12 protein-coding genes are annotated in these 16832 nt (G+C 67.2%); 6 read left to right on the forward strand and 6 right to left on the reverse strand.

What is annotated here, in order from left to right:
• Positions 1-136: 136 nt before the first annotated feature.
• The 5 genes from QEG98_RS09635 to QEG98_RS09655 all read left to right on the forward strand — a co-directional run bounded on the left by QEG98_RS09635 (position 137) and on the right by QEG98_RS09655 (position 7324).
• Positions 137-1345, forward strand: coding sequence for a hypothetical protein (locus QEG98_RS09635; protein ID WP_316566516.1), 1209 nt, complete (start codon positions 137-139; stop codon positions 1343-1345).
• Complete coding sequence (locus QEG98_RS09640) at positions 1324-2046, forward strand: sensor histidine kinase (protein ID WP_316566517.1); 723 nt, start codon at positions 1324-1326, stop codon at positions 2044-2046. Before QEG98_RS09635 ends, QEG98_RS09640 begins: the two co-directional genes overlap by 22 nt.
• The gene (locus tag QEG98_RS09645) at positions 2043-2657 is read left to right on the forward strand and encodes a response regulator transcription factor (RefSeq protein WP_316566518.1); all 615 of its coding nucleotides are present in this window, start codon (positions 2043-2045) and stop codon (positions 2655-2657) included. Before QEG98_RS09640 ends, QEG98_RS09645 begins: the two co-directional genes overlap by 4 nt.
• Before the next feature lie 191 nt (positions 2658-2848).
• A complete protein-coding gene (locus QEG98_RS09650) occupies positions 2849-4687 on the forward strand; it encodes a kelch repeat-containing protein (RefSeq protein ID WP_316566519.1) in 1839 nt (612 codons plus the stop codon).
• A gap of 279 nt (positions 4688-4966) precedes the next feature.
• A complete protein-coding gene (locus QEG98_RS09655) occupies positions 4967-7324 on the forward strand; it encodes a hypothetical protein (protein WP_316566520.1) in 2358 nt (785 codons plus the stop codon).
• Between the two features lie 104 nt (positions 7325-7428).
• On the opposite strand, the gene QEG98_RS09660 is transcribed toward QEG98_RS09655, so the two are convergent.
• Positions 7429-9849 (reverse strand): Ig-like domain-containing protein, encoded by a 2421-nt coding sequence (locus QEG98_RS09660; protein WP_316566521.1) that lies wholly within the window; start codon positions 9847-9849, stop codon positions 7429-7431.
• 910 nt (positions 9850-10759) lie between these two features.
• Here QEG98_RS09660 and QEG98_RS09665 point away from each other — a divergent pair.
• Positions 10760-11830 carry an acyltransferase gene (locus QEG98_RS09665; protein WP_316566522.1) on the forward strand — a complete coding sequence of 357 codons (1071 nt, stop codon included), beginning with the start codon at positions 10760-10762 and terminating at the stop codon, positions 11828-11830.
• 387 nt (positions 11831-12217) lie between these two features.
• On the opposite strand, the gene QEG98_RS09670 is transcribed toward QEG98_RS09665, so the two are convergent.
• From QEG98_RS09670 to QEG98_RS09690, 5 genes are all read right to left on the reverse strand, one after another.
• Entirely contained in the window at positions 12218-13645 is a 1428-nt protein-coding gene (locus QEG98_RS09670) for a hypothetical protein (RefSeq protein WP_316566523.1), read from the reverse strand.
• Positions 13646-14052: 407 nt separating this feature from the next.
• The gene (locus tag QEG98_RS09675) at positions 14053-14340 is read right to left on the reverse strand and encodes a hypothetical protein (protein WP_316566524.1); all 288 of its coding nucleotides are present in this window, start codon (positions 14338-14340) and stop codon (positions 14053-14055) included.
• A 420-nt stretch (positions 14341-14760) separates the two neighbouring features.
• Positions 14761-15522 (reverse strand): hypothetical protein, encoded by a 762-nt coding sequence (locus QEG98_RS09680; protein WP_316566525.1) that lies wholly within the window; start codon positions 15520-15522, stop codon positions 14761-14763.
• Positions 15523-15625: 103 nt separating this feature from the next.
• A complete protein-coding gene (locus QEG98_RS09685) occupies positions 15626-16117 on the reverse strand; it encodes a M23 family metallopeptidase (RefSeq protein ID WP_316566526.1) in 492 nt (163 codons plus the stop codon).
• A 277-nt stretch (positions 16118-16394) separates the two neighbouring features.
• Entirely contained in the window at positions 16395-16739 is a 345-nt protein-coding gene (locus QEG98_RS09690) for a hypothetical protein (RefSeq protein WP_316568088.1), read from the reverse strand.
• Positions 16740-16832 lie beyond the last annotated feature (93 nt).

Consider the following 16832-nt stretch of genomic DNA (forward strand, 5'->3'; position numbering starts at 1 on the left):
ATGTTACGGCGTGAGGACCTGGCGGCTCGTCGTGCGCATCGCCCGCCCGTCATGACGCGCGTTTGGCGCACTCATGACGCAGCGACCGAATTTTGGGTAGGCACAACGGCGGGTTCTTACGGTCAAAGTGTCCACCATGTCCTGGCGCATCGTCTTTGTCTTCTGCATCCTATCGTTGCTGTCCCCCCTCGCGGTGGCCCAGGAGGTGCGTCCGGCTGAAAAGTCCGTGCTCCTGCTCATTCCCGAGGATACGGCGCTGCCGGCCATGGCGACGCTCGTCGCCAGTCTCCGCTCCTCCTTGTGGGAGGCCCAGGGCGGCCCAATCACTCTGGATGTCGAGAGCCTGGATCTGGGTTGGGCTCGGGGGGCTGCCTACACACACGCCCTGCACACCTGGTATCTGGCCAAATACCAGGAGCGCCGGCCGGATGCCCTCATTGCCTTCCGCTCCGACACCATCCAGTTGGCCCTGCAGCTGCGCCGGGAGCTGTGGCCGGACATCCCGATGATTGTCCTCTCCGAGGACGAGCGGCTGTGGGAGCAGCAGGCTCGCCTGGAGCGGGTGGCGGGCCTCTGGCTGCGTTATGACATGCGGGCCACCGCGGAGCTGGCCCTGCAACTGCTGCCCGGCACACGGAGGCTGGCGCTCGTCAACGGCTCCAGTCCCTGGGAGCGCGCGCAGCAGGAGCAGATGGTGCGGGAGCTGCAACCGTTGCTGGCGCAGCGGGGGCTGGAGTTCATCGACCTGAGCAACCTGCCGCTGTCCGAGTTGCTCCAGCGCGCGAGGACCCTGCCGGACGACACCACTGTCCTCACCTTCAGCTTCATGACCGATACCAGCGGGAGACCTTTCGTGGGGCGCGAGATCGCACGCATGTTTCTCTCCGCCAGCAACCGGCCCTGCTTCGCCCTCCACGAGAGCGTCCTGGGGCTGGGGTTTGTCGGCGGAGCGCTCGTCAGCTACGAGGCCGTGGGCCAACAACTGAGCATGCTCACCTCCCGCGTGTTGCGGGGAGCGCAGGAGGAATTCCTCGCGCCCCTGAAGCCGGCATCCGTGGACACGCTGACGGTCGATGCCCGCGCGCTGCGGCGCTGGGCCATCCCCCGTGCTCGGGTGCCTCACGGGGTGCGGCTCGCCTTCGACGAGCCCACGCTCTGGGAGCGCTACCGCTGGTGGGGCCTGGGGGCACTGACGTTCAGCGGCCTGCAGGCGCTGGTGGCCGGGGGCTCGTGGTGGAGCGCCGCCGCCGCATGCGGGCCCAGGCCGAGCTCCTCGAACGCCAACGCCTGGAGAAGCTCGCGGAGATGGAGGCACGTCGAACCTTGGACCAGCTGGCCCACGTGAGCCGGGTGGCCGCCCTGGGCGAGCTGGCCGCCTCACTGGCGCATGAGCTCAACCAGCCCCTGGCCGCGATTCTCAGCAATGCCCAGGCCGCGCGCCGCCTGCTGAACGCCAGCCCCGCGGAGCTGGATGAGATGCGCGAGGCCCTCGGGGACATCATCTCCGACGGCAAGCGCGCGGGCGAAGTCATTCACCGCATGCGCGTGCTGCTCAAGCGGGGGGAGCCAAGGCAGGAGCTCCACTCACTCAATGACCTGGTGTGCGAGGTGGCACGCCTGCTGGTCAACGACATGCACCTGCGCGGCGCGGACCTGCACCTGGCGCTGGCCCCGTCGCTGCCCGCCGTTCAGGGTGACGGAATCCAGCTCCAACAGGTGGTGCTCAACCTGCTCATCAACGCCATGGATGCCATGGCCGATGTCCCCGCGGGCCAGCGCCAGGTGCAGGTTCGCACCGCCTCGCCAGTCCCGGGGCAGGTGGAGCTGAGCGTGCAGGACTCGGGAGGAGGTATCGAGCCGTCGCGGCTGGCCCTCATCTTCGAACCCTTCTACTCCACCAAGGAACACGGGCTGGGCATGGGGCTGTCCATCAGCCGCTCCATCGTCGAGGCGCACGGCGGATGCCTGCAAGCCGAGAGCCCTCCCGGGCAGGGGGCTCTGTTACGGTGTGTGCTTCCAGCGGCTCACACGGAGTCCTCGTCATGATACAAGCCCCCGCCACCATCTTCCTCGTGGACGACGATGCGTCCGTGCTGCGGGGGGTGGGGCGGCTGCTGCGGGCCGCCGGCCATGCCACGAAGCCCTTCGCCTCGCCCTCCGAGTTTCTCGCACAGCTGTCCGGGGACATGCCGGGTTGCGCCGTACTGGACCTGCGGATGCCGGGGCTGAACGGGCTGGAGTTGCAGCAGGCCATGGAGTCCAAGGGCTGCCACCTCCCTGTCATCTTCATCTCCGGCCACGGGGATGTGCCGGCAAGCGTCAGGGCCATGAAGGCCGGCGCCGTGGACTTCCTCCTCAAGCCCTTTGACGAGCAACAACTGCTGGGCGCCATCTCCCAGGCCTTGGCGAAGGACGCGGCGGCCCGCGCCGGCCGGGCCGAGACGGCCGCGCTGCATGCGCGTCATGCCGTCCTCACTCCCCGCGAGCGCGAGGTCTGCGCGCTGGTGGCCCAGGGGCTGACCAACAAGGAGGTCGCCCAGCGGCTGGGCACCACCGAAAAGACCATCAAGGTGCACCGCGCCCGCGTCATCCAGAAGCTGGACGTGGACTCGGTGGCGGAGTTGGTGCGGTTCGTGGACCGGCTGGGTCAGGGCTGAGCCGGCGCAGTGTAAGCACTCGGTCCAATATCCATGCGCTAGCACTGTGAGTAGAGGTGGCCGAGCTGACGTGCTCCGGCACCTCCTCCGGCTGCTGGCCGTCTGGGCTTTTCCCCACCATGAACCCAGAGCCACTTCGCATGAAAAACCGACCGTTCTTGCTTCTTGCCTTCTGTTTGATGTTGGCAGTCATGGGGTGCGATGAGCGTCCGTCTCCATCTCCATCCCCCTCAGACGACTTCTCCATCCGTGTTGTCCTCGCGGAGGCCACCCTCTCCGCGGGAATGACGACCACCGCGAAGGCCCAGCGGGTCTATGACGATGGCCGCGTCGTCGACCTCGACGCCTCCACTTCATCGCAATGGACATCGTCCGCTCCTCAAGTGGCCTCCGTCGAACCGCGACAGGATGGCACTGTCAAAGTGACGGCGCTCAAGCCCGGTAGCGCCATCATCACGGTCAACGCGGACGAAGCCTCGGGCGAGGCAACCCTCAATGTCACCGACGCCCGCCTTCTCTCGCTGCAGGTGTCACCCACCAGTGCCTCCGTGCCCGTTGGCATCACGCAGCAGTTCACCGCCGAGGGCAGCTACAGCGACGGCACCACGGTCGATGTGACGAACAACGCGACGTGGACGACGAGCGATGCCGCCATTGCCACCGTGAGCAGCACGGGCCTGGGCACCGGCGTGGCTGGGGGCGGGCCCATCACCCTCACCGCCACCCTGGGGGGCGTGAGCGGCACGGCTCAATTCACCATCCTTCCTCCTCCGCCCGTGCTCACGTCCATCCATCTCACTCCCGCGACGGCTTCGGTGATTGCGGGAGCGTCACAGCAGTTCACCGCCCAGGGCAGCTACAGCGACGGCACCACGGTCGATGTGACGAACAACGCGACGTGGACGACGAGCGATGCCGCCATTGCCACCGTAAGCAGCACGGGCCTGGGCACCGGCGTGGCTGGGGGCGGGCCCATCACCCTCACCGCCACCCTGGGTGGCGTGAGCGGCACGGCTCATCTCAGCGTCACTGGGTGGACGTCCGCAGGGTCCATGTCCATGAGCCGCTACAACCACACCGCCACGCTGTTCGACTCGGGCCGGGTCCTCATCGCTGGGGGGCACAATGGGACGACCCCCCTGAGCAGTGTGGAGGTGTACGATCCAGCGACCCACTCCTGGTCTCCAGTCCGTGCCATGTCCAATGGCCGCTTCGCTCACGCCGCCCTGCTTATCCCCGAACATGGCTCCGTGCTCGTCACGGGGGGGTACAATGGGACGGCCCCCTTGCGCAGAGCGGAGGTGTACGATCCAGGTTCCGACGCTTGGTATTACGCCGGTGACATGGCCATGGGCCGCTACCATCACACCATCACGCGGCTCCCCTCGGGCAACGTGCTCGTCATCGGCGGCACAGATGGCAACAACGCTTTAGCCACTGTGGAGATATTCGAGCCGTTCACCAGCATCTGGTTTCCGGCCAGCCCCATGAGCACCGCCCGCTTCCACCACACCGCCACATTGCTCCCCTCGGGCAAGGTCCTCGTCTCAGGGGGGGCCAATGGGTCCGGGAGCTTGAGCAGCGCCGAGGTGTACGACCCGGCCACCGATTCGTGGGCTCCAGCTGCCACCATGGTGGCGAGCCATCGACTTCACACGGCAACGCTGCTCCCCTCTGGCGGGGTGCTCATCTCCGGGGGGCAGTCGCTCACCGAGCCCACTTCCTCCGAGCTGTATGACCCAGGCACCAACACCTGGTCCGCGACTGGCTCCATGGTCGAAGGCCGCTCCCGCCACACCGCCACGCTGCTCGATTCGGGCCAGGTGCTCGTCACGGGGGGCGACGGCAGCAGCTATTTCAGCACCGCGGAGTTGTACGACCCAGCCACCTCTTCCTGGTCCGCAACCGCCTCCATGGCCGCGCCCCGCGGCGCTCACACCGCGACGCTGCTGACCTCGGGCAGGGTTCTCGTCGTGGGTGGCGAAGATGGCCTCCACCAACTTGCCACGGCGGAGGTGTACCTGCCCTGAGCGCACAGCCGCTCTGAAGGTTGCATTGAACCCACGGCTGGGCGCTTACGGCAAGCAGTGGCCCCTGGGACGAGGAGCACGGGGTGGGCGTCCTGTGTATCGGTCATCATCCGCTGGAGGTGAATACCGCCGACGTGGCCGGTGATGTCGCGGCTGTGCGGCGGCACCACACCAAGGCTCCGTCGCGCGCTCCCACCTCGGGGACCCTCCTGTCCGATGCGTGGCGCGGAGCGGACACAATGCCGGGTTCTTCCGCCTCGCTGTAGTAGGTTTGCGTGAATGGTACGCACTTCAAGGCTGGTGTTGCTCGGGTTCTTCATCCTCGCCTCCGCCGGGGCCTCTGCCGCGTCCGCCCAGGCTGACGCCGCGAGGTCCATCGGGGAGGCATCGAAGCGAGTGGAGCGTGCGCGCGCCGACCTCGCGACGGCAGTGCAGCGGATCGAAGTGGAGCCGCCGCGCAACGCCGACCTCGACGCCGCCCTCGCGGCGGTGGAGGCGCTGAAGGTCGCGCTCGACGCCGGAGCGAGCTTCGAGACGGAGGACCTCGAGTACGCGAAGCTGGTCCTGGCGGCGCGCAAGCAGCTCCGGACGCAGCGGGAGTACGTCGACGAGCGCCGGGCCAAGGTCCACATCCACGAGTACCGCCGACGCATCGACGGCGCGCTCGCGCCCCTGAACGAGCGCATGGCGAAGCTCGGCCAGGGTGACCCGGGCTCCAAGGCGATGGAAGACGCCCGCGCCGCGGTGGACGCGCTCGTGAAGCTGGCGGAGGAGGGCCGGCCTCTCAAGAGCCAGGACCCGAAGTTCTCCACGTACCTCACCGAGGTCGAGGCGACCCTCGCCCGTCACCGGAAGACGCTCGACGAGCGGTGGCTGCAGTTGTCGGCGCAGAAGCAGCGGGGCCTTCTGGATGAGAGCCGCAAGACCCTGGCGAGCTCGCTCACCGAGGTGGGCAAGGCCTGGTCGGACGAGAAGTTCGCCGCCACCGACAAGGCGGTGGCCGCGCTGCAGAAGCAGCTCGAGGAGGGAAGGCCTCTCGAGGCGCAGGACAAGGCCTATCGCGCGGAGGCGGAGAAGGCCCGCGCCGAGGTCACCCAGGCAAGGCGTCGGATGGATGAGCTTGTGGCGCAGGCGGGGGTCTCGCGGGTCAAGGTGGAGCTGGAGCCTGCCCATGAAGAGCTCCGTGCGTCCGCCAAGGCGCTCCGGGTGAAGCGGCCCGCGCCCGAGCAGCTCTCCGAGGCCAAGACCGCGGCGTTCGTCGTCCGGAAGCTGGTGGACAAGTACGAGCCGCAGGCGGCGAGGAGCCAGGCCATTGGCCAGTACCTCGCCGAGGTGAAGAACACGCTCGTCGAGGTGGAGGTGGCGCTCCAGGTCCGCACCCTCGACGCGGCGCGCGCCGAGGTCGTCCAGGCGCTGCGGAACGTCGAGAAGCGGTCCGTGACCGCCGAGCAGTTCGAGGAGGCGAAGACGGCGATGGTCGTCCTGGAGAAGACGCTCGAGACGGTCCACGTGAAGAACCCCGCCATCAGCCCGGTCGCCGCCGACGCGCGTCAGCTCCTCAAGGACGGGCGGGCGACGATGGAGCGGCGCCGGTACGAGGTCGACCTGCAGCAGCAGCGCGCGAAGGTGGACGAGGCCCGGAAGAACGCGGTGGCGCTGGTCACCCAGGTCCAGAAGGAGACGCCCTCGGAGGCGCAGCTCCAGGCGGCGGAGAACGCGGTCAAGCAGATTGGCGTGGTGCTGGAGGCGGGTGCCGCCCTCGTCAAGAAGGACCGTGACTACGCCCTGTACGCCAAGGAGTCGAAGGAGCGGATGGCGGAGCTGAACGACCGCATCACCCGGCGGAAGATTGTCCTGGCCGCGGCGGATGCCCGGGTCCAGCTCGCTTCCCGGCTGGCCGCCACGAAGGAGCAGCTCGAGGTCGCCAAGGCCATCTCGGCGACCGACGCCGAGGTCGAGACCGCCTCGAAGAGCGTGGATGAGATCATGCAGATGTTCGAGAAGCACGCGGCGCTGGAGCGGCAGGACGCGAGCTACGCGGCTTCCGCCGAGCGGTCGCGCGCCGACTGGCTGAAGATGGTCGAGGCGCTCGAGTTCGCGAAGCAGGCGAGGGCGCTGCGCCGGCTGACGGGTGAGGCGCTGGACGTCGCCGGCAAGGCGGCGGCATCCGCCGCGTCCTCCGCGGACCTGCGCAAGCGCAGGGCCCTGTACACGAGCGCGGCGGAGAAGCTCAAGGCCTGCCAGGAGGAGGGCGCCCGGATGGTGAAGGAGAACGCCAGCCTCGCGGCGGTCGACGTGCTCGTGGACGGGGTCCGCACCCAGCCCCAGGACGTGATGGCCCAGTGTGCCCAGAAGGCAGAGGCCCTGCAGGCGCCCCTGAAGCGCGTCGACGTGGAGCTCCGGTTCCAGGAGGGCCAGCGGAAGGCCTACGACGCGGCGAAGGCCCACCTCTCCAAGGGGCGCAAGAACGAGGCGCTCGCGCAGCTCAACGATTGCATCGCGGAGGGGCGCATCCTCGAGAACCGATACCCCGACTTCAAGGCGCAGAAGTTCGACATCGGCGGCGCCAGCATGAGCATGCTGGAGCTGGTCCAGGTCTGCGCGAAGGAGCGCAAGGCGCTGCAGCCCTCCCCTTGAGCCTCCGCTCCAGGGGCCTTCGTTCAGCGTTGAAGGCCGCATGGGCCACCTGGATGCGCGCCTTCCCTACGACCTGGAAGGCGCGCATCAGGGAGCCCGTGGATTCAGTACACCACCACTGAGGCGTAGACACTGGTGCCGTTCGTGTAGGCCACCAGGGCACCGCCGTTCGAGGGGAGCGCCGCGACTGCTGGCGCGGCGCCCGGCCCTACTGTCCTGGCATCCGTGGCCAGAATCATGGCGGCCCCCACGAGCATCCGGTCCAACTGGATGTCGCCCGTCCCCCGCTGGGACACGATGTAGCCGTTGCCGAGCGCGTCCGCGTCAATCGCCCGGAGGGGAGCGGGACCGATGTCCGTGGGGAGGCCCGGTACCTGGGTGCTTGTCCCCGGCGCGGACATCGGGATGACGTCCACGTTGTCGTCCCCGAAGGAGCCCGTGACGTAGATGAAGCCGTTGGAGCCCGTCCAGTCCGAGAAGAACGCCTGCCCCGGTGGGGAGCTCTGCGGGCCGAAGGTGGTCCCCTGGTCGCTGCTGCGGCGGATGCGGAAGGAGGGGTCGTCGCTCACCGAGAAGACGTCTCCGCTGATCTTGTCCACGATGACGTCGAAGAAGGCATTGTTCTGGTCTACATCCGTCACGCTGAAGTCATTCGCGCCTCGCGCGAAGTTCTGGAGGACGTTCACCCCTGTGGAGCCTCGCGAGACGGAGATGTAGAGGGCGTCGCCCCGGGAATCCAGACTGACGGTAGGGTTGGCCGCCGGGCTGAGGACCCGCGGCGCCTCCCAGCTTGCTCCTGCGTCGACGGTCCGGGTGAATACCAGCGTGCCCGCGCTGGTGGCCGCGACGTAGGCAATTCCAGTGGGGCCGCCTTCAATCGCGACTTCCGCCGCGTTGGTGATGCCCAGGGGCGTGGGGCCCACCCAGGTGTGGCCACGGTCCACGCTCACGCTGACATGGACCGCGCCACCGCAGCTCATGACGACGTAGAAGCGCCCCAGTGCATCCACCGCCGCCTTACGGCCCGGGTTCGAGTTGGCCGTGGTGCAGTTCATTGCCCCGCTGATGAGCGTGGGAGGCACATTCGAAAAGGCATCCAGTTGGCACGCGGCGTCGCAGCCATCCCCGGGAGTCGTACCGCCATCATCGCACTGCTCTCCCGTCACGCTGTCGACCAGTCCGTCGCCGCATACCTCCACGCCATGGCAGTCCGCTCGGCAGCCGTCTCCCGCGACGCGGTTGCCGTCGTCACACACCTCACCCGAATCGATGTAGCCGTCGCCGCAGACAGGCGGGCCCCTGACGGTGATGACGACTGTGGCGGTATGGGAGGTCAGCGCGCCATCGTTGGCCGTGAAGGTGAACAAGTCCTCCCCCTGGAAGTCCGCGGCCGGCGTGTAGAGCAATTGGGCGCCCGTCCCGGACAGGGTTCCGTGAGCGGGAGCCGTCACGGTGAACGCGAGCGCATCCCCATCCACGTCCGTGGCCGCCAACGTGATGGGCGTCGGCGTGTTGTAGCCCACCGTCACAGCGGCAGAGGCAGCCACGGGCGCGTCGTTGACCGGAGTCACCGTGACCGAGACGGTGGCCGTTGCCTGCTTCTTGCCGTCGGAGACCGTGACCTGGAAGGTGTCCTCTCCGGCGAAGTTCGCGTTCGGGGTGTATGTCACCGATGCTCCCGTGCCCGTGAGCATTCCATGGCGGGGCAGGGTGAAGGAGAAGTCGAGCACGTCGCCATCCGGGTCCACCGCGGGGATGGTGATGTCCACCGGGATGTCCTCGGAGGTGGTCGCGTGGACGTCCTCGACCGTGGGCGCTGAGTTGTTGTCGCAAACGCTTGGCTGCCCCGTGCAGGTGTAGCCCGGCTCCACCTCACAGACACTGTTACAGCCGTCTCCCGAGAGCTGATTGCCGTCGTCACACTTTTCGAACCCGCCCAGCACCCCATCACCACAGAAGGCCTGTAGCGACGTCTCCACCGCGTCCACCAGGTAGAGCGCGAGCACTGCGCCCCTCAGTCGCACGTAGCGATAGGGCACGTTCCCCGGGTACGTCGCCACCGCCACATGCGTCCCCAGGCCCAACTCCACCAGGTGCAACGAGTTGGAGCCGATGAAGGTCCCGTCCGCCTTCAGGAAGTCCACCTGCGCCACCAGCGCCAACGACAGACCCTGGTAGTACACGCGCAGGTCGCCGGTGCCTTCCTCTCCCTGGCCCAGGTCCAGCACCAGCGCCGTGTTGAGCAAGCCCAGCAGTGTCGCGGCCTGCCCGTCCGGAACGCCCAGCGCTGCGCTCGCGTTGAGCACCGTCGCCGTGGTGCCTGATGCCACCGCGTCTGCATACGGGTCCCACGTCAACGAAGCTCCCGGACGCTCACGCGTCAACGCCCCGCTGTCCTCTTGCGACACCTCATTCTCCAGAGGACGTACCTTCTCCTCCAGGGACTCCACACCACATGCGCCCAGTGACAAGGCCAGCGTCACGCCCATCCCCCAGGACCGCAGCACACCAGAACGGCTTCGCATCGAGTGTCTCCCCCGAGGTGCACGATGAAGCCCGGAATGGGCCGCCCCCCTCATGGAATGCACGACGCCACTCCATGCTCTCGGCTGCTCGGCGCGCAAGACGCGGATGGCCAACGTCGTACCGACATCCGCCGCCAGGCACTTGAGTGCCATGGACAAAGTTCCTGGCATTCATCCGCCCGCCTCCGCGAATCGACGGGGCCGTGAGGGGGAAGGGCAGCGGTATCACTCTCCTCTCCAGGTGCGTGGAGCGCGCCCAGCGCAGTCGTTAAAGGTGCGCCCGATGAGCGGTGACGCACGAGGCCAACGTTCTGACGTGGTTGGCTCGGACCAGCACCGCGCTCGTTCTGTCACATACACGATGGTGGTTTCTCTCCGCACCTGGATGCCTCGCGGCGCGTCGCTCATGCTCGTTCCGTGATGGACTCCGTCCACCATGTGCTGCCTGGTTCCGGGGGGAACCGTGATGAATCGACACGGAATGATGCGGTCAATCGGCATGGCGCAGGCGCTCGTCGCTTCCCTGTGCGGCTGTGGCGCCGAGGACTGCCCGGGCTTGCTTCGCCAAGATGACATGGCGCCCTACTCGATGGCCGTGAAGCGGGACGTCACTGTCTGGGAATGCGTAGCCACGCCTTCATCCGCGAACCACTCATAGTCGACCCCATGGCTACAGGCGGCCAATGCGTCGCCGACGGCCAGCACGGAGCCAGCCGAGCCGCTGTTTGGATCCGGAGCAAACTGGGATGCCACGAGGAATCCCAGGGAGCGAACGGTCAATCATGGAGGCATTGCCGTCCCCGAGCCCGTGTGAAAGACAATGCGAGGCGCCCTTCATCCCCCCTCTCACCCGCAGACCTCAGACGCGGGAGTCCTGGACTCAGGGCCCTCACGTAAGGACGGCCTGGACGTGCTCCGGGCTTCGGCCATCGTTTCGGTGCTCTGTTTTCACGCCCCGGAGTCCGTGCGGCGGGCCCTGCCGGAGGTGCTCCGTGCCAGCTTCGAAGTGGGCTGGGTGGGCGTGGACCTGTTCTTCGTCCTCTCCGGCTACCTCATTGGTCGGCAGGTGTTCGCGATGGAGGACTCAGTGCCTCTGGGACTTCAGCTCCGCACGTTCTGGCTCAAGCGGTGGATGCGAACACTTCCGCTCTACATTGTCGTCCTCGCCTTCTATTCACTGAAGCCATGGTTGTTCGGGACACCCTTCGTGGGAGGAGGTTGGCACTACCTCGTCTTCTTCCAGAACTACGTCGGCGTGCGCGACTTCGTACAGAGTTGGTCGCTCTGTGTCGAAGAACACTTCTACGTGGTCCTGCCGCTGCTCGCCTTCGGTCTGCGCGCCCGCTCCGCCCCCGCCTGGGCATGGCTGATGCCCTTGCTCCTGAGCTTGGGGGCCCGGGCCTGGGAGGTACACACCGCCACGCCGGGCCTGTTGCCCGCGGAGCAGTGGGTGCGATTGCAGTGGCCCACCCACCTCCACCTGGATGGACTCGCGGTGGGTGTCTTTCTCGCGAAGACCGCGCCGCGCTGGCAACGGTGGCCCCAGGCTTGGCGAGGGGCCTGTGGTGCGATGGGCGTCCTGTTGCTCGGGGTGACCTTGGCAGTGTGCGTGCCTCAACTGCCGGACTGGGGAGGCGTGTGGATTTTCGCAGGGCTCGCGGTGGGATTTGGCGGGCTGCTCGTGGCCACGGAAGCGGTCGCGCTGCCCGTACCGCTGAGAGGTCTCGTGTACCAGGCCGCGGTCCTCTCCTATGGCACCTATCTCTGGTTCTGGGTCGTGGCGCGCGTGTTCGAGCGGCGAAGCTTGACCTTGGGTGTGTGGGGATTGGATCTGCTCGCCTTCATCGCGGTGACGCATGGGGTCGCATGGGTAACCTACGTCGCGGTGGAGAGACCTGCCCTGCGGCTGCGGGATAGGCTGCTTGCGTGGCAGGACTCGCGGGCGGAGGCGCGTGGCGGGGTGGTGGCACCCGGACGCTAACGGCTCGGCAGTGCAGACATAGGCGCAGGGCCATTCGGGGCACCACTCACTTGGCCCTCTGGTTGGCGGGGTTGGCGCAGGTCGAAACGCAGGCCACCGCCGCCGCCGAGCGAGCCTGCCTCGCCAAGCACGCCGCGGGACGGCGGCGACTCGTGGAATTCGGTGTCTGGCATGGGGTGACGACGCGGGTGCTGTGCGCGGTGGTGGACCCGACGGCCACCGTCTGGATCAACGACCCCGCGCGGCTCTCCGTCTCACAGGAAGCTGCGCAGTCATCTCTCGAACTCACTGTCTCACTCGCGTTGACAGGTTTCGAGGCAGGGCGGAGCCTCCTCCTCGCGTCATTCGAAGGCCGAGCGCGTGCGTCCCGGCAGGTCATTCAGACAGTCATTTCGAGCGCTGCTCGAGCTTTCGCAATTCTCGCTCCGCGTACCTGCGTTGAGCCGCGGTGACCTTGCGCAGCAGGAAGGACCGATAGGCCTTGATGGCCTCAGGTCCCTTCCCCATGTCCCGAAACAGGTCTCCCCGATTCAGGTTGAGCACGTTGCGCTCGTGGCCCGTCGCGGTGAGCAGCGCCAGGCATTCGTCGAAGACGGCCTCGGCCTGGGACCATTCCTTGTGGGACCACAGCGCGAAGCCGAGGTTGTTGAGGATCTCCGCCCGGAGGTCGATGGTTGCCTCCAATTGCTGGTTCAGTTGTTCCCGCAGGGTTGCGTCCTCCACAGCGAACTCGTCCAGGGTTCCCCCAGCCATGGGCCGGCCGTTCTCAAGCCATGTTCGGTACAGCGTGGTCCACGCGCTGAGCGCCGCCTTCTGGTTCCCCGTTCTCCACTGAGTGAGCGCATCCTCGTTCGCGGCGAGCAGGCCTTGATGGGTGCGACGGAGCTCCTCCAACTCCTTCAGGTTTTCGACCTTGTTCCTCTCCGTCAGCCGTCCGTCCTTTTGCATCTCCTCGAACTCCGGAAGGGAGTATGGGCGACCCATGTACGCCTCGCACGTGACGCCTGCCTCACCCGTCTGCGCGAACGTGCAATCACAGGAAGGAAGCGCGGTGCCCCCACCCATCCTGCTCATGGTGTACGCTGTCTGGGGCAGCCGGATATACGGGTCGTCGGCGGAGACGGTCCCCTCGAGACATTCGCAGATCTCCCGGGTCATGGCCTTGCTGGCCGTGGCGTTCACCTCAGGGTTGATGCTGTCGATGACCCACAGGGCGCACTCATCCTGGGACGCAGCGAGCAGCCAGCGGGAGTTGGGCTGGTAGGACCAATTGAGCTCGCGAGCCCCTCCGTCCCTGGGACCGAGTGCCTTCTCCAGGGCGGCAGCTGCCTCTGGAAAGGCCTCCGCGGGGGAGTGTGCCTCATCCGGAAAGAGGGAAACCGCCCATGCATCCTTCATGCGTTGGAGCCGGACCAGACACCGCTGAGGAGCATTGCCGAAGCGGATCGCGGCAGAAGTCTCGCTCTGGGGCTCGGGGATGAGCCGCGCCACCTGGCCCATCGGCGGACAGCCATTGAGCGGCAGTCTCGTTCGTGCCAGGGCCGGGGCAACGAGCTGCCCCGTGCGTGGGTCCACCACGAAGAAGGCATCATGGAAAGGGAGCTTGTCCGCGTACTGGCGGGTCCATCGGCTGGGGACGAGGAAGTAGCCCACGTGAAGTCCGACCTCCGGGAGGTCGACCCAGCGCTCCTCGAAGAGGAATCGTCCACCGCGCCAGTCCTGGAAGGCGGGGGTCTTCTTGAGGTTCGCCGACGAAATCTCCAGGGAGGGCGCGGGCGCGGCGGCGACCAGGAGTGGCAGGAGGAGTGGGAGCATGAGCGGTCAGTGAATGTACTCCTGGCGCGGCCTTCGCGTGAAGTCCGCGACCCAGTGGAGTTGCCCACGTTCATTCATTGGCGGAGCGCGAGCCTCTTCAGAGTGGGACTCGTCCGCCCGCATGCAGGTCGCCGTGGACGCTTCGTTGTTGACGGAGGCCTACCACTCTCCGGTCAGATGAATCCGGTAGCGTTAGGAATTGGCGCGGAAGTTCGCGTAGGCCACGAGGAGTTGCAGCAGTTGGGAATCAGGCCTGCGACAGGTCATCCCGCCCAGGTGGGGCCCCTGCTGGCGCACGAAGCGTCTGTCGTTGCGCCTCCTGGACCGGGGTTCGATGCATCGGTCTGATGCACCCTTCGGGCGCGGTCACGGCAGAGGCCTGCTTGCCCTCTGCGCTGTCGCTCGCCTCACGGTTTCGACCTCGACGCGGGAGCTACCGCGCCAGGCAGCGCGACCTCCGACGGGGGCAGCTTCGAGAAGACGGAGCCCGCGGAGCGGAGGGAGATGCGCTGATAGCGCGCATAGGCCTCCACGAGCGCCGTGCGCATGGCCTTGGGCTCCGTGGGCCCATGGCGCGCCACGGTGCTGGCCAGCGCTTCCAGCAGATAGGCTTCGGGCGCCATCAGCGTTCGCGTGAGCGCGATGGGGCTCGCGCCCAGCGTCTTCAGCACCGGACCGAAGTACTGCTCGCTCATGCAGGCGAGGACGACCACGGGCCTGGGCGTGGCTCCCGGCGGTGCATCCACTCGGGGAGGCTCGCGGTCCATGAGCCGGTCATGTCCGGCCCACACCAACAGGTCGGCGCGACTCGCGCCGCTGCGCCGCCTCCTGGGCCCTGCGGCGGGCCTCTTCGGCGGCGCGACGGGCTGCCTCCGCCGCCGCGCTGCTCGCGGTGGACGCACCGGCTGAAGAGACACCACCTGTGACGCGCGTCGCCATGCTCATGCTCCAGGATTCACGGACGTGGAGTTGGAGTTGGAGTCCGGTCCTGGATTATTTGAAAGCGCGGTCCAAAGTTGCTTGGCGATGTGAAAGAAACATCGTCGGACCGAACCCTGGACCGGGCAGCAGCGCGGGCGTGTGGGGCGCCCTCGTCCGAGGAGGTGAGGCGCGTCTCAGAGCGTCAGGCCGACCAACGGGGCCGAGGCGACATCCGGGACGAGGCTGAGCCGCCGTCCCGGGTTCGTCGTCTGTCCAGTCGGCACGCACATCCAGCCCGACGAGGTGCCCCAGACGTGGGTGATGGCCCCGTTGTGGTTGGCGACCAATTGCGGCCAGCCATAGGCGGCGCGGCCGGCGATGGGCGTCCCAGTTGGCAGGGACGCCGTGGTCGGTATCCGATTCCACCTCCCGTTTGCCCCGAAGATGTGGTGCACCCGGCTGAACTCCAGTGACAGGCCTTGCAGGCTTCCATCCGGCTGAATCACGGCGACCAGGTCGGCGCCGGGCTGCAGGTCCACCTGGGTGTCACCCTTGTGCCAGCCGGAACCGTCAGCCCAGACATGGAACAGCCGGCCGTTGTCGTTGAACAGGCCATGAAGGTCCGTTCCATTGGCCGTCATCGAGAAGGTGCAGTTGCCCGACACCGTCACGGACGACGGGAACTTCTTCCAGCCATTGCCGTCGAAGGTGTGCCAGAGCCGTCCGTCCTCGAGGGTAAAGATCTGGGCCGAGGCATTGGCCGGGGTCCGCAGCACGTTGAGCGGCGCCCCCGGGGCCATCGCCAGGCCACTGCTCATCGTGGTCCAGCCGTTGCTGCCGGCGTAGACCAGCCTCATCACGCCGTCGATGTTCGCCATGGCACGCGGCGACTGTCCAGGGCCCGGCGAGAACGCCCCGTAGGTCGTGTTGCCCGGCAGCACGAGGTTGCTGAGCATGTGGGCCCAGCCCCCGCGGTGCCGAGATGCCCGAGGCGCCGGTCCTCCAGCGGCAGACCGCCCCCGGTGCCGCCGCTGCCGGCGCCGACGTAGTCGAGCGGGTTCACCCGGTGCCGCCGGCGGTCACCAGATGCCAGTGCAGATGCGGACCCGTCGAGGACCCGGAGCCGGGTGCACCCGCAGCGCCACCGGAGTACCCGACGATTTCTCCCTGTTGGACGTAGCGCTCGCCGCCGTTGAAGCCGGACAGGTGGAGGTACTGGCTCCTCATGCCGTTGGCCATCACGACGGTTGCGGTGTATCCGCCCGTGCCGTTGTTCCAGTCGATCAGGAGCTGACCCGACGCGCAGGCCGGGAGCGGCGTACCAACGCCCATCACGTAGTCGATGCCGCCCAGGGAGCCGCGGTTGACGTGGTCCCACCACCCATCCGAGATTGAGTAGCCAGCGAATGGGTTGATGATTGTCTCTGCGGCGTGGGCGGTGCCAATCATCAGGCCAGACCCGCCGAAGGCGGCGAAGCCGGCCGCGACACTGCCGGCACGCAGAAGGGAGCGCCGGGAGAGTTGGCGAGGGTTGCGGGACTCGGGAGACATCAAAACCTCCAGTGGGGATGGGGAGACGTCGTTAAGACTGCGGCTCGCTTTGTCACGGTCTGTGGCCCGCCCAGGCAGTGGAACCGCCGCGAGCTATTGGCCTCAGGGCGCGACAATCGCTTTGTCGAATCGAGGTAGTTCAGATATACGGGAAAAAGCGAGTGTCTGTGCTGGCGTCGCTCGAGCACCCGGTGACCGGCAAGGGGCCCGCGCGCATCCGAAAAGAATTATCTGAGCCGATATCGTTTTGTTTCCGCCCAGCATGCTTGTTGGCGTTTTACTGCTGATGTGCAAGCACGCGTCGAGGGGGCGACTGACCGGGCTGGTTGAATAATTCAGGCGGACTGGGACGAGTGTCCGAATCAGCCCCCATTTCCGGGAGTTGGGTATCACCCGCGCTCCAATTTCCCCGCCCCTCGTCTTTCTGGGCCGCGCTGTCGTTGGCAGGTTTTGACTTGCCCCACCGACGCGGTGGACGGATGCCCACGCCCGCGGCCTTCGGGTAGCCGCTGGCTGTCCTACGGCGCACCACCGTCGCGTCCTCAATGCGTCTCGGACTCCAACCCAACCGCTCCAGGGCGATGACCTGCTGCTGCTTGTCGTCGCTCAAGACGTTGCCCATCCCCCGGGCGGACTCCACGTCCTACCCGGGCGTCAACGTTTCGGCCCTCCCCAGTGGCCGGTTTGGGGTGACCACTGAGGGCGAGTCCGCCGA

The sequence above is a fragment of the Myxococcus sp. MxC21-1 genome (genome assembly GCF_032612255.1).
GTDB lineage: Bacteria > Myxococcota > Myxococcia > Myxococcales > Myxococcaceae > Myxococcus > Myxococcus virescens.